The sequence below is a fragment of the Brevibacillus sp. FW301-21C12A genome (assembly GCF_058788915.1).
In genome coordinates, this window is the sequence record NZ_JBYTBG010000055.1 from 1 (window position 1) to 24,764 (window position 24,764).

20 protein-coding genes and 3 pseudogenes are annotated in these 24,764 nt (G+C 52.3%); 2 read left to right on the forward strand and 21 right to left on the reverse strand.

Annotated features, from left to right (window positions below):
* Positions 1-354: 354 nt before the first annotated feature.
* Genes AC3WQH_RS22825 through AC3WQH_RS22835 form a run of 3 tightly spaced genes read right to left on the reverse strand, consistent with a single transcriptional unit; the run spans position 355 to position 1,847 of the window.
* Positions 355-798, reverse strand: a complete 444-nt coding sequence (locus tag AC3WQH_RS22825) for an HD domain-containing protein (protein WP_007784707.1) — start codon at positions 796-798, stop codon at positions 355-357.
* A gap of 15 nt (positions 799-813) precedes the next feature.
* Positions 814-1,230, reverse strand: coding sequence for a hypothetical protein (locus AC3WQH_RS22830; RefSeq protein WP_005829135.1), 417 nt, complete (start codon positions 1,228-1,230; stop codon positions 814-816).
* Between the two features lie 17 nt (positions 1,231-1,247).
* The gene (locus AC3WQH_RS22835; protein WP_005829137.1) at positions 1,248-1,847 is read right to left on the reverse strand and encodes a putative glycolipid-binding domain-containing protein; all 600 of its coding nucleotides are present in this window, start codon (positions 1,845-1,847) and stop codon (positions 1,248-1,250) included.
* Positions 1,848-1,978: 131 nt separating this feature from the next.
* Here AC3WQH_RS22835 and AC3WQH_RS22840 point away from each other — a divergent pair, with 131 nt between their 5' ends.
* Positions 1,979-3,463, forward strand: a complete 1,485-nt coding sequence (locus AC3WQH_RS22840; protein WP_492332265.1) for a flavin monoamine oxidase family protein — start codon at positions 1,979-1,981, stop codon at positions 3,461-3,463.
* On the opposite strand, the gene AC3WQH_RS22845 is transcribed toward AC3WQH_RS22840, so the two are convergent.
* The 6 genes from AC3WQH_RS22845 to AC3WQH_RS22870 all read right to left on the reverse strand — a co-directional run bounded on the left by AC3WQH_RS22845 (position 3,452) and on the right by AC3WQH_RS22870 (position 9,614).
* Positions 3,452-4,738 carry a restriction endonuclease subunit S gene (locus AC3WQH_RS22845; RefSeq protein WP_238504052.1) on the reverse strand — a complete coding sequence of 429 codons (1,287 nt, stop codon included), beginning with the start codon at positions 4,736-4,738 and terminating at the stop codon, positions 3,452-3,454. The genes AC3WQH_RS22840 and AC3WQH_RS22845 overlap by 12 nt on opposite strands.
* Positions 4,731-6,218 (reverse strand): type I restriction-modification system subunit M, encoded by a 1,488-nt coding sequence (locus AC3WQH_RS22850; protein ID WP_005829142.1) that lies wholly within the window; start codon positions 6,216-6,218, stop codon positions 4,731-4,733. The genes AC3WQH_RS22845 and AC3WQH_RS22850 overlap by 8 nt, the downstream gene beginning before the upstream one ends.
* Before the next feature lie 247 nt (positions 6,219-6,465).
* Positions 6,466-7,617: an SEC-C domain-containing protein gene (locus tag AC3WQH_RS22855; RefSeq protein WP_005829144.1), complete on the reverse strand. Its 1,152-nt coding sequence runs from the start codon at positions 7,615-7,617 to the stop codon at positions 6,466-6,468.
* Positions 7,618-7,726: 109 nt separating this feature from the next.
* The gene (locus AC3WQH_RS22860) at positions 7,727-8,038 is read right to left on the reverse strand and encodes a hypothetical protein (protein ID WP_007784717.1); all 312 of its coding nucleotides are present in this window, start codon (positions 8,036-8,038) and stop codon (positions 7,727-7,729) included.
* Positions 8,039-8,181: 143 nt separating this feature from the next.
* Positions 8,182-8,979 (reverse strand): HAD family hydrolase, encoded by a 798-nt coding sequence (locus AC3WQH_RS22865; RefSeq protein WP_005829148.1) that lies wholly within the window; start codon positions 8,977-8,979, stop codon positions 8,182-8,184.
* Positions 8,980-9,110: 131 nt separating this feature from the next.
* Positions 9,111-9,614 carry an Lrp/AsnC family transcriptional regulator gene (locus AC3WQH_RS22870; protein WP_005829150.1) on the reverse strand — a complete coding sequence of 168 codons (504 nt, stop codon included), beginning with the start codon at positions 9,612-9,614 and terminating at the stop codon, positions 9,111-9,113.
* A gap of 210 nt (positions 9,615-9,824) precedes the next feature.
* On the opposite strand from AC3WQH_RS22870, the gene AC3WQH_RS22875 reads away from it, so the two are divergent.
* Complete coding sequence (locus tag AC3WQH_RS22875; RefSeq protein ID WP_340673330.1) at positions 9,825-10,730, forward strand: DMT family transporter; 906 nt, start codon at positions 9,825-9,827, stop codon at positions 10,728-10,730.
* Between the two features lie 101 nt (positions 10,731-10,831).
* Here AC3WQH_RS22875 and AC3WQH_RS22880 read toward each other — a convergent pair.
* The 12 genes and pseudogenes from AC3WQH_RS22880 to AC3WQH_RS22935 form a co-directional block, all read right to left on the reverse strand.
* Positions 10,832-10,987 (reverse strand): annotated as a pseudogene (locus tag AC3WQH_RS22880) (nuclear transport factor 2 family protein); the annotation flags it as partial.
* A gap of 62 nt (positions 10,988-11,049) precedes the next feature.
* On the reverse strand, positions 11,050-11,466 hold the full coding sequence (locus AC3WQH_RS22885; RefSeq protein ID WP_005829154.1) for a DinB family protein: 417 nt from the start codon (positions 11,464-11,466) through the stop codon (positions 11,050-11,052).
* A complete protein-coding gene (locus AC3WQH_RS22890) occupies positions 11,463-15,908 on the reverse strand; it encodes a coiled-coil domain-containing protein (protein ID WP_197187562.1) in 4,446 nt (1,481 codons plus the stop codon). Before AC3WQH_RS22890 ends, AC3WQH_RS22885 begins: the two co-directional genes overlap by 4 nt.
* Entirely contained in the window at positions 15,909-16,640 is a 732-nt protein-coding gene (locus tag AC3WQH_RS22895; protein WP_005829158.1) for a DUF6063 family protein, read from the reverse strand.
* Positions 16,633-18,135, reverse strand: coding sequence for a hypothetical protein (locus AC3WQH_RS22900; RefSeq protein ID WP_005829160.1), 1,503 nt, complete (start codon positions 18,133-18,135; stop codon positions 16,633-16,635). Before AC3WQH_RS22900 ends, AC3WQH_RS22895 begins: the two co-directional genes overlap by 8 nt.
* Positions 18,125-19,177, reverse strand: coding sequence for a Wadjet anti-phage system protein JetD domain-containing protein (locus AC3WQH_RS22905; RefSeq protein ID WP_005829162.1), 1,053 nt, complete (start codon positions 19,175-19,177; stop codon positions 18,125-18,127). Before AC3WQH_RS22905 ends, AC3WQH_RS22900 begins: the two co-directional genes overlap by 11 nt.
* A 277-nt stretch (positions 19,178-19,454) precedes the next feature.
* A complete protein-coding gene (locus tag AC3WQH_RS22910) occupies positions 19,455-19,646 on the reverse strand; it encodes a hypothetical protein (protein WP_007784731.1) in 192 nt (63 codons plus the stop codon).
* Positions 19,647-20,697: 1,051 nt separating this feature from the next.
* Positions 20,698-20,988, reverse strand: coding sequence for a CRISPR-associated endonuclease Cas2 (gene cas2 / locus AC3WQH_RS22915; protein ID WP_025846424.1), 291 nt, complete (start codon positions 20,986-20,988; stop codon positions 20,698-20,700).
* On the reverse strand, positions 20,870-21,994 hold the full coding sequence (gene cas1c / locus AC3WQH_RS22920; protein WP_005829172.1) for a type I-C CRISPR-associated endonuclease Cas1c: 1,125 nt from the start codon (positions 21,992-21,994) through the stop codon (positions 20,870-20,872). Before cas1c ends, cas2 begins: the two co-directional genes overlap by 119 nt.
* Positions 21,995-22,202: 208 nt before the next feature.
* A pseudogene (locus tag AC3WQH_RS22925) lies at positions 22,203-22,295 on the reverse strand (helix-turn-helix transcriptional regulator); the annotation flags it as partial.
* A 13-nt stretch (positions 22,296-22,308) separates the two neighbouring features.
* Positions 22,309-23,442 (reverse strand): DUF6155 family protein, encoded by a 1,134-nt coding sequence (locus AC3WQH_RS22930; RefSeq protein ID WP_005829175.1) that lies wholly within the window; start codon positions 23,440-23,442, stop codon positions 22,309-22,311.
* Between the two features lie 283 nt (positions 23,443-23,725).
* Positions 23,726-24,474, reverse strand: a pseudogene (locus tag AC3WQH_RS22935) (transposase); the annotation flags it as partial.
* Positions 24,475-24,764: the final 290 nt, after the last annotated feature.

The following is a 24,764-nucleotide window of genomic DNA, read 5'->3' on the forward strand; positions in this document are numbered from 1 at the left end:
CTCTATTTTACAAATAACTTAACAAGGATGGGTACTCCCCTTCCTCAAAATTTATACTTTCTTATCCGTCAAAAAAACCGCGCTGAAAACAGCACGGATTTGGGCGCAATGATTGGGGGAAAAACCCCTGGAGCATTGGATGATATCCGCTGTTCTTAACAAATTCCAAGGCCGGAAAGTAACCATCACAAATAAACTTTGCCAAACGTGCAAAATTTTCGTGAACTTGCTCCTAGCCTTTTGTATGGAATTGCGTTAGTTAAGAACAACCGCCGACATCAACATCTCTCCCCTGATAAGGTTACTCCCACTATAGCTCACCAAAACAGCCGCCGTCAAGAAAAGCTGCCGCCGCTAGCCGTTCCCCTCGTATTGCCCTTGCGAAGTCAGCAGCAGGGCAGCTTTCTCGTAGCGCTTGCGTCTTTCGTAATCTTGTTCAGTCGGTTCCAAAATCCGCGACAAGTCCATGTTGTCCTCGATATCGCCCAGCTTCACCTGCCTGGCGATCGCATCCTGCTTCGCCCGGCGGATGAAGTCCTCGTAGGCTTCGCCTTCGCGCCGGGTCAGAGCAATCACTGCGGCAATGACCGGTTCGGAAAAGCCTGCCGCCTGCAAATCCGCCACCGTGACAGCGGTGTCTTCCAGCACGTCATGCAGCACAGCCGCGATTTTCGTCTCGTCCGTTGGCATGTTCAGCATCACGCGCAACGGATGGAGGATGTACGGATTCCCGCCTTTGTCTGTTTGCCCCGCGTGCGCCTGTGCCGCGAGTGCAATTGCCTTTTCCAATGTGCTCAACCCGTCTCCTTCGCTTCATTCGTTCTCGGCTTCCTTGGCATGCGGCGTGTCCCGCTTTTTCCTCTGCCTTCTGAGGGCGAGCAAGCACGCATAGTAAAGCAACGAAGCCGTCATCCCCAGCCAGTAAAAAGAAGAAATCCCCTTGAACAACTCTCCTGTTACGAGCCAGAGTAACAAGGCGGTCGCCGCGATTCCGGCTACGGCGTAGAGCAAAGCCTCCAGCAGCACGACCACTCTGCTCCTTTTTCTACTGCGCAAAGGCCGCAGGAGCCAGTCGATCGCGACAGATTGCGGCAGCCCCAATACAAAGACGGTCGGGAATGTGAACATAGCCGTCGGCAGAACCATGAAGCGATCTTGGAAATAGAAGATCGCCGCGCCAAACGTAAACAAAAAGCTGGCCAAAAGCCCCGCCAGAAAACGCTCCGCCATGACAAAACGGCCCCTTTCTACTTGCCTGCTTCCACTTCGATACCGCTTGCGGCCAGCGGCCTCTCGCGAACAAAAAGCTCGGGATACAAAAGGACAAGACCGTTTGCATCCACTGTGATGTTTTGCACAAAAGCGCCCGCGCGATATTCGAACACCGCAGTATCGGCGTCAGACGCAAGCAGCGTGTACTGCTGCCGCACCCGCCGCCAGGTCAGCTCGTAGGCAGAAAAATAGGCGACGTCGATCTCCTGCGGCACGTTCGGAGTAAACGCCAGTCTTCTGATCGGCAGCGTGTTCGTGAACGGCGTACACGAAAGATCAATATCGACGCAGCCTGCCAGCTCGGCAATCGGCTGTCCCGCCTCGTCCGTCCACTGTCCGTTTCCGTCGGACAAAAGACAGAGCGCTTTTTGCCCTCCCCAATGCCGAATTGAAACTTTTCTCGTGGCCCAACTACGATCGAGCACGATTTCATACTGGATTCTCGCGAGCTTGTCCGGTTCGCTCTCCCCGATCACGAAGCTGTCGACTGTCAACTGCTCCTCGCTTTCGCTGATGGCAAGATGCTCATACCCCGCTCCCGTGCTTGGTTTCCAGATTACGTATGTTGGCAGCATGACTCGACCCCCGATCATTTGTTCCCCTACCATTCCAGTCTACCATGACTTGGATGAAAATGGAATCTGGCAAACACCATTGCGCCATGCGAGAATACCTTATTTTTACAAGTGCACAAAGGAGAAACGAAATGGAGATCACTTCATCCTCCCTGACTGAATCGCAAATGCTGACCATCATCCGCGACGGGCTGCCACCGACGAACCAGCCCAAAAAGATCATCATTGTCGGCGCTGGCATGGCTGGACTGGTCGCCGGGTCGCTGTTGAAGCGAGCCGGGCACCGCGTCACGATTGTGGAAGCGTCGGAACGCCTCGGCGGCAGAGTGCTCACGCTGCGCGCGCCTTTTACAGACGGCCACTACCTGGAAGCCGGCGCCATGCGCATCCCCAGCACCCACCAGCTCACGATGGCCTACATCGCCAAGTTCGGGCTGCCTCTCAACAAGTTCATCAACAGCACGCCGAACGATCTCCTTTACGTAAACGGAATCAAAAAACGGCGCTGGCTGTACGAGCAACAGCCAGACATGCTGCGCTTCCCCGTCGCGCCACACGAAAAAGGCAAGTCGGCTGACGCCCTTGCCCTCATGGCCATCGGGTCGCTCCTCGATTTCATCCGGCAAAATCCGGAGCAACACTGGCCGCTTGTCATCCAGGAATACGATAAATATTCGATGGAGCTATTTTTGCGCCACAATCCGCTCGGTGCGTCCCTGTCAGCGGCGGCGGTCGACAAAATCAAGGTCATGAGCGGCTTTGAAGGCTTTCCCGAGCTGTCTTTTCTGGAAATTTTGCGCGACTTCATCCTGTTCTCACCCGCTACTCTCTTCTATGAAATAAGCGGAGGGTTTGGCCAGCTTCCCCAGTCGTTCGCGCCGGAATTGCAGGAAAACGTTTTGTTCCATCACAAGATGACCAAGATCAGCCAGCGCGGGCCAAAAATCGCCATATCGGGAATCAACCTCGCCTCTTCCCGCTCGTTTCAACTGAAAGGAGATGTCGCGATCGTTACCGTCCCCTTTTCCGTCCTGCAATTTGTCGATGTCGAGCCGACGAGCCTGTTTTCGTTTGGAAAATGGAAGGCGATTCACCAGCTCCACTACGTCTCCGCGACCAAAATCGGCTTGCAGTTTTCGCGCAGATTTTGGGAAGAAGAAGGGCTGTACGGCGGACAGACGATCTGCGACCTGCCTTTGCGCTTTGCCTATTATCCGAGCCACGGGTTTCAGCAGCCTGGCGGGACCATCCTGGCGAGCTACACGTGGGAAGACGACGCGCTGCCGTGGATCAGCATGTCCCACGACGAGCAAATCAGGCAGGTGCTGCGCCAGTTGGCTATCCTCTTCGACGCGCAAGTGTACAGGACGTTTGTGACAGGCGTGGTCCACAATTGGGCGACACAGCCTTTTGCCGCAGGAGGTTTTGCCTTGTTCAAACCGCTGCAGGAGACGGAGCTGTCCGGGTTTTTGACCGCGCAGGAAGGCCCTGTGCCTTTGGCCGGGGAGCACACTTCTCCCCAGTACCACGGCTGGATTCAAGGCGCGATTGAGTCTGGTGTACGCGCGGCGGCTCAAGGACACAGCACGCCTCGGCCCCGTGCGTCAAACGCGTGATGGCACCGAAGCCGGGCGGCTCTCCCCCGCCGCTTCGTCCGGCTGCACGCGCACGCTGCCTGTCAACAGCATCTGCATCAGCGCTTTTTTGACCGCCCGCAACTGCTGCAGCCTCGCTTCCTCGATGCTGCGCTTGGAGAGGACGCTTTTGATCCCGGCCACGATTTTTTGCTGTTCCTCCAGAGGGGGGAGGGGGACGAGCATCGTCTCCACGCGCTTCAAGCCCAGCTTCGGCACTCCTGTCACGCCTTTTAGCACTGCAATCTGCCGCTGGCAAAATTCCGAGCCAAGGGCAAACATCAAATAGTCGAGATCAACCTGGTCGCTCGTCGGCGTAATTTTCGCCGCGTTTTCCGTCAACAGCGCACCGTCGAGCGCGTCCGGGACTCTGCCCGCCACGCCTAAATAAATGCCTGCGATCGACAAGTAAATATCGCGTCTGGAGATGGTGTAGCGCTTGATTTTGCTGTAAATCTCTTCGGTTGCGTACTTGAGCTGCTCCATCCGCACCGTATGCTCGCCAAAGTCGGATACCCGTATATACGGATAAGGAGTAACGGTGTCTGTCAGGCTGCTGCCTTTTGGCACTCGTTTTCCGCCCTTGACCTTGGCGATCTCCTTGAGCCTGACCAGCGACCAGCCTTCTGGAATCGTGCCCATTTTCGTCTGGACAAACGCCGTGTGGCCGATTCCTTGCGTAAAAAGTTGCTGCGTCAACCCTTTTTTTACAACCTGCACCTGGGCGATAATCGCGTCGGTCTTCTCGATGACGGCATCGACGGAGGCGAGAATGGCCGCTATTTTTTGCTGCTCCGGCAGGGGCGGGTAGCAGATCGGGATGGACTCCAGTTGTTTCGAGCTGATGTTGAGCTGGGCCACGCCCGCCGCCATGGTCAGCACCTGGTCGCGAAACCGTTTGGAGGTCACCACGAATTTCAAATACTCTCTGCACACGAGCGCATCGTCCTTGACTTGCAATCTCCCGACGCGCTGGTTGAGCAGCGCGGGCAGATCGTCTGCGTGCACTTCGGCGAAATTTTCAATACTGCCAGACATCCCGAGCAACAGATCGCCTGGCTGGAGCACGAACGACTTGAACTTCTCAAGAGCGGTTTTATCGAGGCATTTCGCCTGCGACAAGTCCAGGCGGCCGTTTTTCATGTTGCTCATCCGCACGACGGGAACCCCTTTGTCCACAAACGCGGTCGAGGAAAACGGATAGCCGCCTTGCACGCGCACGGCCCATCCGAGCGGCCCTTTTTTCCATTCAGGCATCGTACCCCAACTCCTTCAGGAAACGGAGCATTTTCCCCTCTACCTCGCCACGCTCTGCCTCCAGCGCGCGCAGCTTGGCCAGAGCTGCCCCTACGTCGATCTGCGCTTCCTGCTCGGACAAGTCGATGTAGCGGGCCATGTTCAGGTTGTAGTCGTTGGCCTGGATTTCGCTGTGCTCGACTACCCGGCAGTATTGGTCGACCGCTTCCCACTTTTCATAGGCGGACACGATGTCCTGCACATCGGAGTCGCGCAGGAAATTTTGGTTTTTCCCTTCCTGATAGCCGCTTGCGCCATTCAGGAAAAACACTTTCCGCTTTTTCGCCGCCTCTTTGTTGCGGTTCAAAATCAGGATGCAAGCGGGAATCCCCGTGCCGTAAAAAAGGTTGGGCGGCAAGCCAATCACTGCTTCTATCAAGTCTTCTTCCAGCAGCCCCCTGCGGATGGCCGCCTCCGCCCCGCTGCGAAACAGCACCCCGTTTGGCACGACCACCCCGGCCTTGCCGTTTGGCGCAAGCGTCGCCACCATGTGCTGCACAAAAGCGAAATCGCCCTTGTCTTTTGGCGGCAGTCCGAAGCGAAACCGGGCGAGCGTGTCCGTCCTTGCTTCTTCCAGCCCCCAGTTGCTCAGGCTAAACGGCGGGTTGGCAATGACGCGGTCGTACAAAATGAGCTCGCCATCTTCGAGCAGCTTCGGCTCGCGGATCGTATCGCCTTTTTCGATCCGGTGGTCCCAAAGGCCGTGCAACAGCAAATTCATCTTGCAAATCGCCCACGTCTTCAAATTGCGCTCTTGTCCGTGCAGCGTAATGCGCTGCGGATTGCCGCCTGTTGCCTTGATGTAGTCCACCGCCTGAATTAGCATCCCCCCGGAGCCTGCCGTCGGGTCGCACACGCGCATGCCTTCCTCCGGCTTGATGAGCCTCACGATCAATTCCACCACTTTGCTCGGCGTGTAAAATTCTCCGCCCTTTTTCCCTGCATCAGCGGCAAACTGCTTGAGCAAATATTCGTAGGCTCGTCCCAAAATATCCGGCTCCGACAAGTTGCCATTGCCGAGGTCAATCGCGGAAAAATGCCGGATCAACTGCTGCAAAAGCTTGTCCGGCAGCCTTTCCGTATCGCTGAAGTCGATTGTCGCCAGAACGCCGCGCAGCACGGGATTTTCCGCTTCGAGCGCGGCAAACGCCTCGTTGATCGCGGCTCCAATCCCTTCTGTCAGCGCCTGCAGTCTGTGCCAGCGCGAGTTTTCCGGGACGACAAACAGGTGAGCGTCCCGAGTGTGTTTGTCGCCATCGCCGACGCCATCTCCGCGCTCCGGGGGATGCTGCTCGGCTTCGCTGAAAACATCGTGCAGCCGCTTGAGAAACAACAAGCCGAAAATGTAGTTTTTATAGTCAGCGGAGTCAATGCTCCCGCGCAAAATATTGGCACATTCCCACAAATGGGATTCTAGCTGCGGCAGCGTGATCTTGAACATGATGACCTCCTTTTGTTCCGCCGTTCTGGCATTCGCTTTTGGCCTGTTCCTCCCGCGAAAAGCATGGTCAGTCCAGGTCAAAAGTTCATAGTCTGTACCGATTTTTTGTCTATTATAGCAGGCAAGGCGAGGGGCGCGGCACCACTGAGCCGAACAGAAAAACCACTATTCGCAAATAGTGGCTACTGACAATTTTTTTGGTGCAAAACGTCTCCGTGGCTGGCGGGTAGCAGCACTCTGACCCGGCCTAGCCTTGAGCCCGCTGCTCGGCATACGCCGATTTTGCCTGCGAGATGTACGCGAGCAAGTTCGAGTCGAGCGCCAGCGCTCTTACTGCCGCAAATTCCTCATGCGTAATGAACTCCCCGTGTGCAGCCCGATTGCGCAGCCCGTGCAACGCTTTCAGCTTGTCCCCCAAAAGCTCGATGCCGTCGCTTACGATCGGAACGTGCTCGTTTTGCAAGTATTCACACAGCTCTCGCCACATCCGTTTTTTCGGAGCGGTCGCCCCTTCGTGAAAAGAGATGACATCCCGCAGCTCCTGCTCCAGCAAGCCGAAATAGTTCATCGCCAGTCCCGTGTACGAGATTTTGTCGGCTGACTTGCGCGGTGTCGACGATTCCTGGACGAGAGCCGTCGCCAACGTTTTCAACGACTCCTCGCGCAATCCGGTGAGCGTGTGGGCGTAGGATTCATATTCGTTCTCAATCTCGTCGAGCGAGTGCCAGTCAAAGTAAATCATGACCTCACTCTCTTCCTGATCCAGCCCGAACGCCATGTCGTCACTGAACTGCAATTCCCAATCGACCAGTTGGTTGCCCGTATCGACAAACAGCTTGACGCTCCACAAATCGGCCTGTTCCTCGATGCCCCGTGCAACCGCCTGATAGCAGCACTCCATGATGACTTTCATCGCTCCGTAATCGGCCGTATCGTGTTCGCCCATAAACGCATACTCTGCCAAAATGCTCTGCGCTGCATTGCGGACCAGAATGCGCTCCGCTCTGGTCAAGGCAGGTACGGCCTTTACCTGGTTCCGCGCCGCTGGAGGCAGCCCTTTCATTTCCAGTATCTCTCTGACTGCCTCAAAATAATGGCGCTCGCCTTCATCCACCAGCTTCAACAGATCGGTTGCCAGAAAGCGGATCATGTCATCGCGCTTGTGCTCCCGTCTCAAATACGTTCCCATCTGGTCCATGACAGCCAACGCAAATTCGCGCATTCCTTGCAAAGCGTTGTGCGAGGTAGTTGCGGGCTGGAAGTATTCGTTTTGCACTTGTACTTCGGCAAGGGAAGGATTTTGGGACAGTGCCAACCATTTTGCTTCCTCTTTAGGCAAACAGCATATTTTGTATTTTTTGCCCGAACCGCACGGACACGGCTCGTTTCTGCCGAACATAGACACTGACCATTCCCCCACGTCTGGTTTTCGTCAAATGTTGATCTGACTTTAGCTTATTTTCCCAATCTTCACCAGTGTGTAAACATCATATTTCGCGTGGGGGCAGTCACACCGCAAGCAGCACATATCCCCCCGCCAAAAACCAGAGGACATTGCCGATCTCCATGATCCCGACTGTTTTTACAGGCAGCTTTACCCCTTTGGCGGCAATCGCCATTTTGACGACTCCCGGCAAAAAGATGACGCTGACAAGCGCGGGGACATGCGGCAAAAAGGGCAGGCAAAGCAAGAGCAAATGATTGCTTCGGTTTTGATAGACAAGCTTCTTCAATTTTTCCATATATTGTCCCAGGACAACGTGTTCCCGGGAAAACAACTGACTAAGCTGCCGTTCTCCATCTGTTTGATGACGCTTCACACGGGTCCCTCCTCCCGCCTCTCTCTTTCAGGCATCGCAGTGACGTGACCGTGCAGGCTGCGAATAACCTTCCACTTGGAAGTATAAGACGCTAGGAAAAAAGCCCGCCGAAACGTCCGGCGGGCTTGTCCTTTGTCTGTCTGCTAGTTTTCCCATGTATCAATCACGGTTTGAATCTCGCGCAAGCTCGTAATCTCATGCGCCGGAACAATCTCGCCCTCCGGCTTCGCGCCGTGCCGGTTGATCCACATGTTGCGCATGCCGACCGCGTTGGAGCCCTGGATGTCGGTCGTCAGCTTGTCCCCGATCATGACGCCTTCCTCCGCCGTGATGCCCAAAAGGCTCATGGCGTGCTCGAAAATCTCCGCCGCCGGCTTGCCTCGGCCGAAATCTCCCGAGATCACGATATGGTCGAAGTAAGCCGCAAGCTCCGGCACCCCTGCCAGCTTTTGTTTTTGCAGATCAGGCGAGCCGTTTGTGAGCAGCAGCAGTTTGTATTTGGCTTTGAGCTGATCGAGCACCTCGAACGTTTCTTCATAGACGAGCGGACGGCTTTTCCGCTCCGCGACGAACATCTCTCCCAGCTTTTGCCCAAGCTCCGCGTCCTCAATGCCAAGAGAGCGCAAGCCGCGCGTCCACGCTTCCTTCCGGTACGTAGGAACGAACGCTTGCAACTGGCGAAACTCCTCCTGCTTTCCTTCCGCAAATTGCGCCCACAGTCCTTCAAACGGATTAATTCCGATCATTTTCGTAAAGGGGAATGCTTCGAAGGCTTCATACATCGCCCGAGCTTCCTTGCGGACCGCAGCTTCCAGTTGCTCCGCATCCACCTCGTAATGCTTGGCGGCTTCTCTACAGGTCGCCTGAAACGCCTCTTTGACACTGCGCTCATCCCACAATAACGTATCGTCCAAATCAAATAAAATCGCCTTGATTGCCATCAGTCTGATTCCCCTTTTTCTCCTCGTAATCTGTCTCTTGTTCTATGATTACGGAAATCTTCTGTTTTATCAACAGACTTCTGCGAAAAGAAAGCCGGATTCTCGGTCGGCATGATATCGGAAAAATCCCGTTAGCGACTGTCGGACGGCGCCTGCTCTGCCTCTGTGATCGGCAAAACCGTCGAATATTTCACTTCTCGCAGGGACAGGTTCGTTTGCAGCCGGGAAATGCCGAGCTGGTTCAGCCGGCGAATAAAGCTGTTCAGCCCCTTCCGATCCTTGATCGCGACTTTCAGCAAGTAATCGTATTCGCCCGTCAGGCAGTGGCCCTCCAGCACTTCCGGCATGGCGCGCAAGGCGTTTTCCAGCGTCTCCAACTGTTCTGCCTGGTGAATGTTCGTGCTGATAAAAATAAAGCACAACAAATCAAAGCCGAGCTTTTCCTGGTCGAGAATCGCCACCTGCCGATTGATATAGCCTTCCGCCTCCAGACGCTTTACCCGTGTGTGCGTCGCAGGCGGCGACAAATTCACGCGCCGCGCCAGCTCGGCATTGCTGATCGTCGCGTCCTTTTGCAGCAGATCCAGAATGTGCAGATCGACCCGATCCAGCACTTTACTGACAAAAGCTTCCATTTGATCTTCCCCTCTTTTGATTATTCGAACAGCGGCACGTTTTTTTCGCGAAAAACAGATGAAATTTTGTCGAAGTCCACTTTATGAAGCTTTTATTTCGAATTTTTTCTATTATACAGAATCTTATTTTGCAAGTCTAACGAAAATGTTATGTTCATTAACAAGATGATTATCCATTCTTCCGTTATCGCGAAAAAGGGGCTATCTGCTATGCCAAAAGCTTATGTCTTGCTGCTGCTCACCAGTCTTTTGTGGGGAGGAAACTTTGTCCTGGGCAAGTCGCTCGTGGGGCACGCGTCTCCGCTGACGTTGACCAGCCTGCGCTGGCTGATCGCGGTTCTGTGCCTGCTGCCGATGGTCTGGTGGAAGGAACGAAAGCTGTTGCCGGCCAAAGACTCGATCCTGCCTTTGGTGCTGATGGGCATTACGGGCGTCGTCCTCTTCAACTTGTTCCAGTTTCTCGCGCTGGAGACGACGACCGCGACGAATGTCGGGCTGATTTCGACGTTGAACATGCTGTCGATCTCGCTGTTTTCCTTTGTCTTTTTAAAAGAGCAGATCAACCTGTTCCAGATCGGCTGCATGGTGTTTTTGCTCGCGGGCGTGCTGCTTGTGTTGTCAAAAGGCAACACGGACTACCTGCTCACCTTGCAGTTCAACACGGGCGATTTGTGGATGCTCGCTGCCGTTGGCGTGTGGGGACTGTATTCCATTTGCAGCAAGTGGGCCATGACCAAGACGAGTCCGATGATGTCCATCCTCTATTCGGCTGTTTTCGGGCTGGCGATCCTGGTGCCTTTTAACCTGGCTGACTTTACCGTATCCAACCTGAATGCGTCCTTCGTCGGCTCCCTATTGTACACCGGCGTGATTTCCACCGTCGTGTGCATGGTGCTGTGGAACATCGGGGTGCAAAAGCTGGGCGCCACTACATCAGGCATTTTCCTCAACTTCAATCCGATCTTCACGTCGCTTTTGGCCTTTCTATTCCTCGGGGAACAACTGACGTGGATGCAAGGAGTGGGCGGCATTATGGTGATTGCCGGATGTTTTTTGTTCTCCTCCGGGAAAACAAAAGGCAGCGCGACAAAACCGTCCGCTGCCGGAGAGGCGTGAACGCGAGAAAGCCGTCCCTGACAGGAACAGTCCCCCGCTTGCCATGTGTGAGCAAGCGGGGGATCGTCCGGGTACAACCGAAAAACAGGCAGCCGGCTCCCCTCGAACCGCTCTCGGCCCTCCTGCTTCTGATTCCACCCATCCAACGGGAGCGGAACGAAGAAATGAAAGTCATCCGTCACCTTGTCAAGGAAATCACCTGTATATCCTGTTTCCAGCGCACATCTAAAGGCGTCAAACGCTTCACGGGTTTTCATCCTGACCACCCTCCTTTTATGATGTGACCCTGCTTCGTTTTTTGCATCCGAGTGCAAGATCTTCACTGGATGAGCTTGCGCTGGCTGGAAATCGTCCCAAGATGGATTCCTTCGTGAACCAGGGCAAAGTTGAACAGCTCGCCTGCGGTATCGAATTGGAAAGGCCCCATGACATACGGCGCTTTCAATGGTGCATCCAGCATCTCAGGCGTCAGCTCGGATAGGCGGGAAAGCTGCAACGTTAGCAAGGAGAGCAATTCTTCCTTGCTCGGGGGCTCTGTCGTCCACGAAGACGGTTTTGTACCGGAGGCAAACAGCCCTTCATACTGATCCGGAATCAAGGACGGAGTATCAAAACAGAGCGTGGAGTACCGATCCATCCAATAGATCATGTGACCGACATTCCAGCGGATGGTGTTGTCGAAGCCCTTCGGCTGTACATCGAGCTGTTCCTCGGCAGCGACTTGCCAATCTCTCACGTAAATAAAGTAAGCTGTTCATGCTCACTCAGCCGCAGCAATGAATACGGATCATAATCACGGAAATAAGCGTGTTTGATCTCCCGCTCCTTCGTCATAATCAAAGCGTCGCCACTAGCAGAAGCGCGCAAACGGCAACTGTAAACAACAGGAAAATAATCGCGAATGAATTTTCCCTCCGCATGAGCGGTCAGGGCAATGAGCTGGAAGCCTAATTCGTTGGCAATGAAGAAAACAGGGTCCAGCACGTGTTCACTGGATGCTTTCCCGAACGGATTGTCCACGATGACTGTCCGATAACGCTTGCCCGTTTGCTGGATACGCTGGCGCTTTTCCGCCAGGTAGTTGAGGATGCCCAAAAAGAGCGTCATGTTCTTGCTCCACTTTTCTCCGCCAGACCACTTGTTTGACTCTTCCCAGGACGAGAGCGCCCCGCTCACTTGTCCGTCTTTGCTGACCTTCCGACACTTTACACGAATGCTGTCATTGCCCATGACGATGCCGAGAAGCGATTTGGACTGCAGGGAGGCGTAGATAAACTTCTTCATTTTTCCTGCGTCTTCTTTCCCTTCCACATCCTTAAACTCGTCCCCGTCCAGCCGATTCAACATCCAGTCAACGTGCTGACGGAGTAGCTGTTTTCCGATCTCCTCTTTCCACTCCGGAACGTGGAAGCTGTATACTTCCTTCCTGCCGCTCTCTACCTGGACACTCGTTTTTTTCGGGATCGTCTTCAGTTCGACGGCAATTCGCTGCAAGTGGGTGTGCACGATCGTGATGAAATCTTGCAGTTCTTTGTCCCGCCCTTGCAAGTTATCCTCCAATACCCGGATACTAGTGGCGATCGTCCTGGTCAAGGTGTCTGCCCATTCCTGCACCTCGGAAAATTCCTGCTTGTTCTGAATTCCGGCCATGGCTGTGTACCGCAATTTGTTATTCCGAATCTGCCTTTCGCAAAATTGCTTGAATCGGTCCTTTTCAGCCATGACCTTCCTCCATTCCTGCTGTTCAGTCTCCTGTTTCTGGGAGAGCACCCGGATTCGCTTTCGCGCCACGGCCAAGCGCTGGTAAGGGAAAGCGAGCAACTCTTCTTCCCGTACCGGGACATTGGTAACGGCGGCTTCGGCAAAACGGTAAACCTCGTTCTTGGCCTCCAGCTCCCGGATCGTGTCCTCCAGTTCTTTGACTGTTTGGCGGAAGCCCTGCTCCTGCGTCAGCAAATACTCTTGTTTTGCTGCCGTATCCGCTTCCTCCTGGTTCAGCCTTTTCAGCGCGTCGTTGAGATCGCCTTCAAACCTTTCCAGCGGCTCATCTCCAAATCGCTCTCCGTACTTCTCCATCAATGTCACAAGGCGGCCGTTTTGCTCAGACAAACGATTGCTCCGCTCTTCCGTCACAATACGCTGGGCCGCGACCCCTTTTTTCAATTCTGCGACCTTCCTGACTATACGTTCGTACTGGACGTCTCCATCCACCGGATAGACGACCGGATGTTCCAGCGGCTGATCCAGCTTCGCCAGCACCAGATTCATTCCGCGCTGATTCGCTTCGATCTCCTTCGCCAGACGCTCGGCCTCCCTCTCTAATTCTGCCCGGCTCGCTTGCCGCTCCCGCAACCTATCTGTCAATTGCTCTCGCTCGGCACGCAACCTTTCGAAGGAGAACCGGGGAGTGGCCGGCGGGAACTCTCTCACCTGTTCATAGAGCCATTCCCCGCGAAGATGTGCCAGGGCCGTGGTCTTCTCTTCCCGCTCTTCCTGCAGTTCTTGCTCTTGCGCCTCCAGCGTTTTCAACGCCCTGTCCAGGGCCTGCAAGTTTTGCTTCAGCAGTTCCGCCTCGCGCACGAGCTCATCCTCTTGTCTTTTTGCCTCCTCCCATACTTTTTTCTGCAGCATATACTGGTTCGCCTCTTGCAAACGATAGCCCAAAGTCTGCTCCAGTCCTTTTTCTTCGGACAGCTTCTCCGTATAATGCTTCCTTTCTTGTTCGATCTTCTTGATTTGTTCCGTATGATTCGCGATGTCCTTCTGGCATCGTTCTTTTTGCGCCTGGCATTCGTCCCGCTGCCGCGTCCAGTCTGCGTACCGTGCCTGCGGATAGTCTGCGTAAAAACAGAGCAGCTCGCTTTTCAACTGGTACAGCTTCTGGTACTCGGTTTCCTTGTCTTTGCGCGCTTGAATGACTGCAGCCGCTTTTTCTTGCAACTCCCGCTTCCACTTCTCAAACCGTTCGTGATCCAGATTGTCCTGCCAATGGCTCGGGACGATTTGGCGGTAAGAGAATGCATACTCTTCGCCTGCTTCCAGCCATTTGCGCGCTTCCTGCAAGGAAAGGAGGATGACAGGACTGCGGAGCTGGTCGGCATGCTTTTGCAGCCTCGCTGCCAGTTGTTCGATTTCCTGTTCGGTAGTAATCAAGGCTGCTGCCCAATAAGGGAAGCGGGCAGTGAGCGCTTCCAGAGCGATCTCTCCACGTTGCAGCACCTCTTGGAGAAACTGCGGTCCAGTCTCCAAATAGTGAAACGACTCACTCCATCTGACGACGAGCGCGGCCAATTCGGGATCGGCCGCATACACGCCGCTTTCAGCGTATTCATCGCTCAGCCTTGTCACTTGTCGCTCCCGCGAAAATGCCTCTTCTTTTTCCTTCTCCAAAATCGCGACCTTGTCCATTACCGTTTGGGTTACGCTCTCCTGTCTGGTGTAGAGCGAATCCAGGTAGGACAGCCTGGGGATGTGCTCGATCAAGCTTGTCAGGACGCTTTTTTGCTGCTTCTCGGCTTCCGTACACCGCAATATCCATTGGTTCGCTTGCTCTTGCCAGGCCATAAGCTCCTTGCGAGTTTCCTCCAGCCTGCTTTCCAGCTTGGCCTGCTGCTCCTCGCACTCTTTGATGTGCTGTTGGTAAAGGCTTTGGTTCTCCTGATTTTTCCTCAGCTCTTCCTGCCAGACAGGAATGAATTCTTCGACCGTTTCGCGAAGTGGATTGCTCAAAATATTTCCGGCAATTCTCTGCTGCTCTTTGGACGCACCTTCCATCCGCTCTCGCAAGGCCGCTTGCTTGTTCTTATTTGCCTCGAGACGTTCCCGCTCTTGTTCGCTTTCGTTTCGTTTGGCCTTTTTTTGCTGGAGCACACTGTCCAGTTGGCTGCGGATCATGCTCTCCTGCTGTTTCCATTCTTTTTCCGCCTGGTCGTAGTACCCGCGAATTTCTCTGTTCGTGCGCCCAAGCGCTTCTTTGATCTGGGAAACGTCCTGTTCTTCATCCAGCCTCGCAATCTGGGATTCGGCCAATGTCAGCTTTTCTTCGGCCACTTGCTTTTGCGACTGGTATTTGGCATATTCCAGGGTGTACTGGTGGCGTTCCGCCCTTTCGGCTTCCAGCGTCATTTTTTCAAGCTTGCGCGATTCCTCGCGCCATTCGGCACCGTATTGCTTCACGACTGCTTCCTGGGCTGCAATATCCCGGGATGCCTTTTTCCAGTTTAAAGTATGCTTTTTTCTCTGCAATTCGGAAAGTTGCCCTGCGATTTTCTCGGCTTCCGCTGTTACCAGCAAGAGTTCGTTCCGGGCGTGCTGAAACAGTGCCTTCGTCCATTCCTTTTCCCGTTCCAGCAACTCTCTCGATTCCTGATACGTGGCAAACACTTGTTTATACTGCTGCACGGACCTTTCCAGCAGTTGACACTCCTGGATTTGCATGCGGAGCTGCTTGCTTTGCTTGAACTGCTCTCGCTGTTTTTCAAAAATTTCCGCAAAAGCCTGACCATTGTTGCCGCTGATTGCCTCTTCCACCGTAGGGATCAACAACTGCGACACCAATTGGTCCGTCGTCTTGCAGTCGTCAAAAAAAATCTCCACGCCGCCTTCCGCACCGTTTATCGTCGCTACTTTACGCCATTCGGCGGGAATCAACTGAAAGTGTTCTTCCAGATAGGCATGATACTCCCTGATCGTCGCAAACGTACGCGCGTTCATATGCCGAGAACTCATCTGCGTGTAGTATTCCTGCATTTCTCCTTTATCTGCCGGTCGCTTTTTCCCAAACGCCCCTTCTCTGGAAAAAGGAAGCTCATCGATCGCATGCGGATTCCCCTCTTCATATTCATACACATAGCGCAGCGAATCGAGGTCGTTGTTGTGCAAAAACAAGGTGACAGCGGTCAAAGCGTAACGGCGAGGAGAGTCGTTGATAATCCATTCAATAGCAATATGAGCAGGAGTGCCTGCCAGCGATAACGTCTCCCTGATTTTGCGTCCCGCCAGCTCTTGATGCGGCAGCACGGTTTGCAGGGCCGTCTGGATGAAGACGGTTTTCCCTCCGCCATTTTCAAGCAAAATCGCGCCGTTATGCCCGTCAAACACGAACAGCTCATCATTATAGCGCTTGCTTCCTCCCTCATAGATCACATTGGTAAAGCGAATTTTGGAAATGACAGGCATTTACGCTCCCTCCTTCTGCTTCTCCTGCCCGGAAATGAAGTCCAGAATTCCCCGATTGTAATCCACGTCCATGTAGTAGCGCTGAATAATCGTCTTGGCTTTTTCCGTGAGCGTCAGCTCCTGGTTCCCTAGATCCGCGATCAGACCTTGTTCTCGCAAAAAATTTTGGACGATAGACAAAAAGCCCAGGCGGCTGTTCGTCCGTCCATCCTGCTGCCTGGAAGACTCACGTAAGTCATCAATGGCCTCCCATTTCTCCACCAGCAGACTCCAGTTATATTCATACTCGGCGTCAAGTGCTTGCAAGCGCTCCGGACCATGTTCCTTCAACGTCTGGATACGGGCGTCGATGCTTTCCAACCAGCTTCCCAAGGTGATAAAATCTCTCGTCATTTCCGTTGAGTGGTAGCTGTCGTAAAACTCGCCAAACAGAATGAGGATAGCTACGTACATCATGTACAAATCAATGTTCTTGGCTTTGGCGGGCAAGTATTCTTTTTTCAGCGAAGCATTTTTCAAATGGAACGGAGAGCTTACCGCGAGCGGAACCATGTACAGCTTGTCCCCCGCAGGAATGACGGCACAATCCACTTCGCGTGCGAACTGCTCCACCAGCCCTCTGATTACGTCATTGCCCACATACATTCTCATGCTTTCCGTATCTGCCTGTCCGTCCCGGCTAAGTTGAGAATAGATGCGAAAGGCCGTCAGAACCTGCTCGTTGTCATACATGGGAACTCTCCTTTCTGCATACCTTCATATCTTGTATTTCAAATCGCTTCGTAAGCTGCAAGCGTTCCTCTAGCTCAATCACCTCGATGCGCTGTCCAGGCTGCAGCAGGGCGAGCACTTCCCCCAGCAAGTGATGGTCTTCCTCTTCGTGCGCCTTTTGCAACGGGGAACGCTGATGTACGAGCAACCAGAAATCATAAAAGGAACGATGCTGCAGCCAATGTTCATGTCCGTTTTCCCGCATATGCCGGGCAACCTGCGAAATCGTAGCCTCTCCTTGTTCATCGAGAACAGTGAGGACATAGCGCATGATTTTTCCAAAGTTTTGCTGCTGGACGATCGTCTGCTCCTGTTCCGCTTCATCGGTTACCTCTTCAAAATCGCCCTGACCTTCTTCCTCGAGTTCGCCCCCTACCCGCTGTTTTTCAAACACAGCCAGCGGCGACCAGCCTGTATGTTGCTCCAGGGAAAGAAACGGCGCAAGCAATGTTCTCGTCGCGGTCAGAGGCAGAGGGGAAGCGATCAGGCGAGCGACGATTTCCTGGTCAAAATTGAAAGATTGCAAAGCCACATGGTATAGCGTCTCCTGTGCCGCCTGGAGAGCTGTCGTTTTCAGCACGATGCTGTCTTTCAACAGTTCCGTATGGGCAAAGTGCACCTCTCCTAGTTCCCGATCAATGCGTAAAATATATTCATACGCCCGGTGTTCTTTTTCTCCTTTGCGCTCATACAGAAGCCGCTCTTTCGTTTCATCGACAAACCCTTGCAGTTCGTGAAACTCTTCATGCTCTCTCGCAAGACGCAGATGGATGTCTTCAATGACTTGCTTGTAGCGCACATACGTCTCTTCCGAAATAATGTTGCGCTGCACTTCATGCTTCATCCGCACCATGCGTTCCTGCAAAGCTTCCACATCGATCCGCATCTCGCTGATTTGCCGCAGCGCTCCTCCGAACTCACCTTTTTCCAACTGTTTTCTCAATAGCAATTGATTAATCGACAAATGAAACTCCCGGAAAAACTCCTTTGTGGCAAAAACCAGCTCTAGCCCGTCTTCGTCGAGGGAATAATACTGCTTGTTGGCCGCTATATCTCCCCGCTCTGCTTTCAAAATCGAAAACTCCACCTTGTCCATCTGCCGTGTCTCCCAGTTATAAAAGCTCCGGTGGTTGCGTTTGCCACTGGCGGGCCGGAACGTCTCAATAATCGTTCGGGCGATCTTTTCAAATCCCTCATCCTCGAGGTCGATCTCCTCCTGGTTCATCTGCATGAGAAAGGCGGCAAGCTCTTGCACCCCGGTCTTTTTGTTGCGGATTAACATATTTTCAAAAAAGAACAGCAGAGCTAACAACCCCAGTCCAAACATATCGATAGGCCGCTCTTGCCGATCTTTTTCCCGCTTGGCATCCAGCTTGTGCAAAGGATCAAACAACGCAAGACGCTGGATGCGCTCCTTGTAGTCCTCCAGCACACTTTCCAGCCGTTCATGCTCCACTCCCTTTCTCCTCCCTTCTCTCTGCTGCCGAATCAAGCAGCCTGTTTCGCAGCGCTTCTGCCGGGATCGCTTCTTGCGGCACATACTCTTTGTTTTTCAACAAGGCCGAAACCTGCGTTCTTTCTTCTTCCGAAAAGAACGAGATGAACTGTTCAATCGCGTTTCCGTTCACGCGCTGCCCTCCTTTTCCGGTGGATGCTTGCTGTCGCAACAATGCCCGATACAGTTCAACTGCCGGCACGGCCCCGCATTTTTGAGAAAGCGCGTGCCAGATCGCCAAACCTTCATGATCGAGGTCGCCAAAATATTCAAACTGATGACGCGCATCCCGCCCCACTCCCAACTGCTCTGAAAGGCCGTCAATTCCGGAAACAACCTTCCAACCGGCTCCATAAATCAAAGTCGCATAGGGAAGCGAAGACAGGATGGGCAATATCGCATAGTAAGTGGTTTTATTCTCGACGATCAAGTGCCGATAGATACCCTGTTGTTCTCCTACCTGTTGCAGATGGACCGCAAACATAAGCGGATCGGGCATAGCTGTAACCTTCAACTGCTCCCACACGCCGATCGCCTCCAGCAGCTTGCGCCCTCCTTTCTCATCGATCCACTTTTCGTCCCCGACCAAGTGAAAGGAACGCTCAGGTGCCGTCGCTTCGCTCTGCGGAAATCCCCGTTGCGTGAGGTAGTCATGCACTTGCTGGATGTACGGCAAATCTTTGCTCCATCTGGATTCAGCAAGCCGAAAATAGACGTCCAGCCTGATACTCGGATGAAAGCACAACTGTGCTTGTTTTATTGCTTGCTTGATCGGCTGAGAAAGGACGGATTTCTGGATGCGGTAAGCCATAGGGAGTGGCGGATTTTTGGCGTTCGTCCCGGAACTTCGAACGGGGATGAGGATCTGGTTGTCGAGCAATGTTTGCATGGCTCGGTGAAATTGCGGGTACGTTGTCTGTGGATCAGCCCATGTTTCAAACTGGCCGAGGGATATTTTTGTGCTTTTATAGGACTTTAGATGCTTGATAAATGTATCGTACATAGAATGAAATCACCCTTTTTATATTATAGGGCAAGGGAACAAGGAGAGGCAGGATTTTTTTTGGGGGGGGTGTTTTTCTTTTGCTTCTAGGGGAAAAGAGCGTTTGAGTGAGGGAAAAGTCTTTTTACAGCGGTGAGGTTCATACACAAAACTTTTTACGCTCTCTCGCAGAACTGCTCGAACATAATCGTTTTTTCCGTTCAGCCTAATTTTTAGCGATAAAAGCCGTGATCTCTCCCGCCTCTTTGCCCGAATCCGACCTGTCCATCGATTCCTTTTACCCGCTCGGGCCAAAAAGGCCAAGTGCAATGCAAGCAAATCCAATCGCGGCAATGATGTTCATGCGCTTAAAAATGCGTTTGGCTTCATCCTTCTTCTGCTGGGCATCCTTTCGCATCCCTACGAACGCCATCACAATCGCAATGAAAACGGCAATGAACCCAATTGGCAATAACAGTACAAAAAACACGCTGTTTCCTCATTTCCTTATCGTTTACGGCGTCTTCTCATATCGCTGCCTGTGCCATTGTACCATGAACCTCCAAGGAGAGCCATTTTCAAAACCCTCCAAATATCAACGCCCCCAAACCGTTCAAGAATCTCGTTTACAATTTGGGTTGTTCCGACATTCTCTCTGTAAAAAATTGCTGCGTTATCTCGATATTGGACACGCGTGAAATTTTGAAAATGCTATACTCAGAGGTTAGGGAACGGTCTTGAGATGAGGAAGCCTTTGCGGGAGCATTGCGGACAGTATAGTTGAAGTCGCCGGCTCAAGGCCGATCCAATAAAGAATGGCGGTGAATGATGATGGGCGAATTTCTATGCAGAACGGGTCCGGGACCTCGTGAGGAGCACGCCGTCTGGTCGGACTGGCCGTCACTGGTCACCAGGTTCGGTGAATTTTTGCAACAGGAAGAGAGGACGAAGCGCTATAGTGCGGAGCACCAGAGCGCCAGGGAAAAGCTGGCTGCCCTAGATGGAACGATGGCCTGCGGGTGTAGTTGAAATCGTCGAGGAACCAAGACCACGATCGGGGTGTGTCAATATGGCTCGTGAAGCAAAGGCCAGCGCAGCTATCTGCCGCTGAACGACTTCCTGACGCATTTGTTCCAACAACTCCCGCAGCTTTCAGATCCGCAAAAACCCAGAAGCGGGCACGGGGTCGACATTCATTGGTTAGCACCGGGATAGACGGTAGTCAAACCCTATCTACCCCAGCCTATTGAAGTTCCTGTGATCGCCAACTCCTGACCAGGAAGGCATTCTTCTTGTTTTTCGTATACTTGGCTCTTCATGAGATGTTTCCATTCACGCCTGCCTGCGACAGGCGACTGTACTACCTAGAAAGCCTTGTCCCGACTGGGGATTTCACGCGATTTCCGCGAACCTCGTTTGTACGGTCGTATAATACGCAGCGACGTATGCCCAAACTCCCCCAAATCCCAGCAACGGCAGGCATTTGCGAACCTCCCTGAAAATCGCTGTGAGCCTTGGGTTCGCAAATGCAAAATCCACTGCTAAATCATCAAAAACCCTTCCGGATCATACCCTTGTTTGGCACCGACGTGTTCGACCTTCCCCTTCCAATTAGCACCCAGCCGATAGAAGCGCAAGCTGTCTGTCTCCGGCTCTATCATCCTTTTCAGTTTGATATGCAATTCCTTCAGTTGCTGCGGATCAAGCAAACATTCAAACACCGAATTCTGCACTCGCTGGCCGTAATTTTCGCATGTTTTGGCAACCTGCCTCAACCGTCTTTGCCCGTCGGCAGAGGTTGTATTTACATCGTAAGTAATCAACACCATCATCCCACATCACCCTACTTCCAAAAAATGGCGGATAATCATCCAGATCGCCGCGCATGTATCTCGCCAACAGCATCGCTTGCGCGTAAGGAAGAAGTCCGACGGCTATCTTCTCCTCAAAAAATGGATGATAAATCTCGTCCCGCTTGCGCTGCTGCCACTCCGTCAAAACAAGCTTTCTGGCCTCATCGTTCAAAATAAACGCCCCAGACTCCTTCTCTACAAAGTCATCCTTGGTCACCTGTTTCCGGTTAATGAGCGTCAGCGCCGTTCTATCCGCCATATAGACCCGAAACTCCTCCATCAAGTCCAGCGCCAGACCGTTCCGCCCCGGGCGATCCCGATGCAAATATCCGGCTTGTGGATCAAGGCCGACCGTCTCCAGTGCATGCGTAACATCATTCGCGAGCAGCGTGTACAGAAAAGACAGGAGCGCATTCACGCGGTCCCGAGGAGGCCGTTTCACTCTGCCCCTAAACGCGAAGTCCTCTTTATTTGCCAAAATTTGCTCCGGCAACACTGAAAAGTAATGCCGCGCCGCCAGTCCTTCGATTCCCCTCAGTTCATCCAGCGACTTTGCCTTGACGACTTCCCGCATTTGTCGATCCAGCCACGTCACAACGGATTGACATTGCTCCGCTTGAATCCGTTCTGCGTAATCACGCAGCGTACGCTTAACGGATACTCTTGCATTGACAAGCTTGGAATAAACGAACCGTTTTGCCAGCAGCAGCGACTGCTCCTCCCTGTCACACCAGCGGTACTGCGTGCGCCGCAGATGAATATTGCCGGATACCTCTCCCGTCACCCGTGCCTTGAACCGGCCTGTGGGCGTCAGAAACACCAGTGAAATTCCGTTGTCCACACATAAGTTCATCGCTTCCGGACTGACGCCGACGTAACCGAAAATAACAATCGACTCTAACTGAATGCGCGGCACCTGCAATTCTTTGGCACCATCAGCGCGATGCCAGTCAACCATGCATCGCATGGCAAACGAGCCTATCATGCCCTCCCCTCCATGTAAAGCCGCCCACGTAACCATCTGCCTGTTAAAAACCCATTTACACAAAAAAATTTACATTCCCTCAATGTCTAGCACGGGTTATGGTGATGAATCAATATTATGTATGGCATCTCTTCCCCCCGCTCCCCCCAAAATAAAAAAACCCTCCCTTCCGACCATGGGAAGAAAAGGGAGGCTGGGTGGACTGGGTTCAAATCTCTAGTTCACCAAGTCGAACGAGTTCGACTACTGCCTGAGATCGACCTTTGACACCTAATTTTTGCATGACATTCGTGATGTGGTTTGAAGCACACAATCTATAACCATCTAATTGCCTCATGAATATACTGCATATTTTCGTGGAACCCCCAACCGATTCCTTCCGTTTTTTCAACGACAGCGGCGATTCTTTCCTCAAACTCCTCAAACAAATCGTATCCGTCGTCCGCGTTTATCCTGTCGATGACCGATGCAAACATCTTCAGAATACTTTCGTAAAATCGTGAATCTATATCGCCATAAGCATTGGTAAATTCCACACCCATTTCAACGTAAAAGAGCATTAATTCCAACGTATGGTTTGGGCTTTGGGTGATCTTTTCAAACTCATCAATTGCCTTTTTTGCATCTGCCAGCCTCAGTTTTGCGAATCCTCGGTCTGGAAAGAACTCATCTTTCACCTTTTTCTGATATACGGGAAGCAATGCCTCTATGGCTTCCTCCCCAATCAACTTTACGGTTAGAAATAGCTCGGCTTGTTTGCTCGATTTAAAGGTATCAACAAGCAATTCAATAAGTTCTTGCTGCGAAAGGGATTGCAGTTGTTTTTTCAGCTTTGCCGTCGTTAGCTTAATGGGTTTCTTCGATTCTTCAACTTTTATAAATTCTTTTGGATTTAGTTGCTTTTTCTTTTGCAGAAGCTGTTCATTTACTCCTTCAAGGTCAAAATGCTCGGGATCAAACCCCTTTTTCAACCAGGCAATCGTATCTTCATATTCAGGATGTGACTTCGTTGCTAAAATCTCCAAAATCCTTTGATACCCCAAGACACCGCCGCAATCCTCTGGCGGACAATGACGTTCACCTTCGAGACATACAGGATACTGCTTCTCAGGCTGGACAGGCAAGATTTTCTCAAGTATTAAATCATGTTGCCAATCATCGCCAAAGTCGTAGACATATAGCACCTGCTGCCCTTCTTTGGTGATATGGTCAACGATTTTTTCCCTTCGTGCATTCAGCTCTGGTGTGTTTCCTGGTGGAAATGTCGGATCTGGACGGGTAATCGTGAAAGACCCAAAATCAAACAGATAGAGATGATACTCTTCCCATCCCATGACAATCTGTAGCGTCTTATGCAATTGGTGAAAAGTGATTAAGCCATTCACTTGGAATCTTCTCCAGATTGTCGGGTATATATCTTTTAATGCCACTTTAAATTGATAGATCATTCGTTCTACTCCTTAGTAAAAAATAAGACGCTTTATGTTTTAACCCTATTATAGTTGATAGAAATCGTCAACAGACAACAGACAACAAACAAATCAATTTTCACTCTAACAGATAGTTATTGAATGAAAATTCAGTCATTAACGAAAGGGTTTGTACTTAGGGTTTGCTGAACGGTTTTCAAATTACAAAAACGTTTCCAAAACCAGGAATTCTATACGAAAGAAGGCGGTTTAACCAGAAGGCAAAAAGATCCCGCAGCCTGCGCTCGAGGTTCATCACCAGGAGTTGCTTGCCGATCGCTCGACGAATCACCTTGCCGTTTGCACGACGCTGTTTGGCCACGGCCAGGTACTCCTTTCGCGCTTTATCCCGATAAGTCCGTGGTTTGCGGGCACGACCAATCTATGGAGCATGTAACGTGTCGATGATCTCCTCCAGTTTCTCACGCGCCTCATTCAGCAAGTTCAAATCGGTTGGGTACGCCACATCCGCCGGGGCACATGTGGCATCCAGCAACAAGACACCCTGGTTCGGATCTTCCTCGGATGTTGAGTGACGCTTGGTCGTACGTTTACCTTTGGATTTTCTACCGGATTTCGGTTCATCGTCACGGTCGGAATCTGGTGTCAATTTGGCGGCCTCGACCGCGATGATCTCGTTGATTTCGCGGAGAACTTGCGAAAATGCGTCATGAGCGACGGGTGGAACGGTGGATGATCCTGATAGCCTTCCAGCCCGATGAAGTATTGCAGATACGGGTTTTCGACAATCTGCTGGACCGTTTCCCGGTCCGACAGTTGCAAACGTTCCTGAATGATGAGTGCCCCGAGGGCGACACGGATGGAAACGGCCTTTTGTCCACGAAACGATTTGCGGAAGGACTTGGCATACTTTTTCTCTGCATGTGCCCACGGTACCAACCGAGCCAACTTGACCCAGCGATTTTCTTTACTCAACTTGCCGCCAAACGGCAAGAAAAAATCATCGGGGAGAAGCAGTTGATTTTCACGGTGAGAGAGAAATTCGTACATTCAGATCCGCTCCATGTGCAAGGAATTTGAAGGAAAATCGCCGATTTCCTTGCACATGATTTCGATGAAAACGAGGCAAAACCCTTGTGGCTACAGTATTTTTTATCTGTTCAGCAGCCCCTAATCAGGGCAGTGAATGTGACCATTCCGAGACCCAGCATACAGGAGGCGCTTTTTCTTTTCAAACCGCAAATTAATTCATTACAGGAATAGCTCCCACTATAAAGTAATGTTTTCTCCTGTTTTCTCGCTCATTCTCTGTTTTTTAACTTTGACATCTTAAAGCTCTT

Bases quoted from the DNA above. Each gene is read 5' to 3' on its own strand.
- AC3WQH_RS22830 (WP_005829135.1), bottom strand. From the start codon at position 1,230: ATGGCGGAGCGTTTTCTGGCGGGGCTTTTGGCCAGCTTTTTGTTTACG.
- AC3WQH_RS22835 (WP_005829137.1), bottom strand. From the start codon at position 1,847: ATGCTGCCAACATACGTAATCTGGAAACCAAGCACGGGAGCGGGGTAT.
- AC3WQH_RS22840 (WP_492332265.1), top strand. From the start codon at position 1,979: ATGGAGATCACTTCATCCTCCCTGACTGAATCGCAAATGCTGACCATC.
- AC3WQH_RS22845 (WP_238504052.1), bottom strand. From the start codon at position 4,738: ATGCCTGAATGGAAAAAAGGGCCGCTCGGATGGGCCGTGCGCGTGCAA.
- AC3WQH_RS22850 (WP_005829142.1), bottom strand. From the start codon at position 6,218: ATGTTCAAGATCACGCTGCCGCAGCTAGAATCCCATTTGTGGGAATGT.
- AC3WQH_RS22855 (WP_005829144.1), bottom strand. From the start codon at position 7,617: ATGTTCGGCAGAAACGAGCCGTGTCCGTGCGGTTCGGGCAAAAAATAC.
- AC3WQH_RS22865 (WP_005829148.1), bottom strand. From the start codon at position 8,979: ATGGCAATCAAGGCGATTTTATTTGATTTGGACGATACGTTATTGTGG.
- AC3WQH_RS22870 (WP_005829150.1), bottom strand. From the start codon at position 9,614: ATGGAAGCTTTTGTCAGTAAAGTGCTGGATCGGGTCGATCTGCACATT.
- AC3WQH_RS22875 (WP_340673330.1), top strand. From the start codon at position 9,825: ATGCCAAAAGCTTATGTCTTGCTGCTGCTCACCAGTCTTTTGTGGGGA.
- AC3WQH_RS22890 (WP_197187562.1), bottom strand. From the start codon at position 15,908: ATGCCTGTCATTTCCAAAATTCGCTTTACCAATGTGATCTATGAGGGA.
- AC3WQH_RS22895 (WP_005829158.1), bottom strand. From the start codon at position 16,640: ATGTATGACAACGAGCAGGTTCTGACGGCCTTTCGCATCTATTCTCAA.
- AC3WQH_RS22905 (WP_005829162.1), bottom strand. From the start codon at position 19,177: ATGTACGATACATTTATCAAGCATCTAAAGTCCTATAAAAGCACAAAA.
- cas2 (WP_025846424.1), bottom strand. From the start codon at position 20,988: ATGATGGTGTTGATTACTTACGATGTAAATACAACCTCTGCCGACGGG.
- cas1c (WP_005829172.1), bottom strand. From the start codon at position 21,994: ATGATAGGCTCGTTTGCCATGCGATGCATGGTTGACTGGCATCGCGCT.
- AC3WQH_RS22930 (WP_005829175.1), bottom strand. From the start codon at position 23,442: ATGATCTATCAATTTAAAGTGGCATTAAAAGATATATACCCGACAATC.